This window comes from Secundilactobacillus silagei JCM 19001, from assembly GCF_002217945.1.
In the GTDB taxonomy this organism is placed as follows: domain Bacteria; phylum Bacillota; class Bacilli; order Lactobacillales; family Lactobacillaceae; genus Secundilactobacillus; species Secundilactobacillus silagei.
The window spans coordinates 1-289 of record NZ_BCMG01000041.1; the positions used below are offsets into that span (position 1 = coordinate 1).

Genomic DNA, 289 nt, shown 5'->3' on the forward strand with positions numbered 1-289 from the left:
AGGTGGGGCAGATGATTAGGGTGAAGTCGTAACAAGGTAGCCGTAGGAGAACCTGCGGCTGGATCACCTCCTTTCTAAGGAATAATACGGAAGCCTGCACATGAGACAAAACTTTGTTCGGTTTTGAGAGGTCTACTCTCAAACTGGTTCTTTGAAAACTAGATAATATCAATTTTCTTTTATAATTAATTAATAATTTCATTAATTAAGCCGAGAACACCGCGTATTTTGAGTTTTTTATTAGTAAAGTTTATTTACTTCGCGTAATACTCAATTAATCCATCACGTT

At 36.3% G+C, this 289-nt stretch carries 1 rRNA gene; it reads left to right on the plus strand.

What is annotated here, in order from left to right:
- Window positions 1-74: ribosomal RNA gene (locus CES79_RS12440) — 16S ribosomal RNA — on the plus strand; the annotation flags it as partial.
- Window positions 75-289 lie beyond the last annotated feature (215 nt).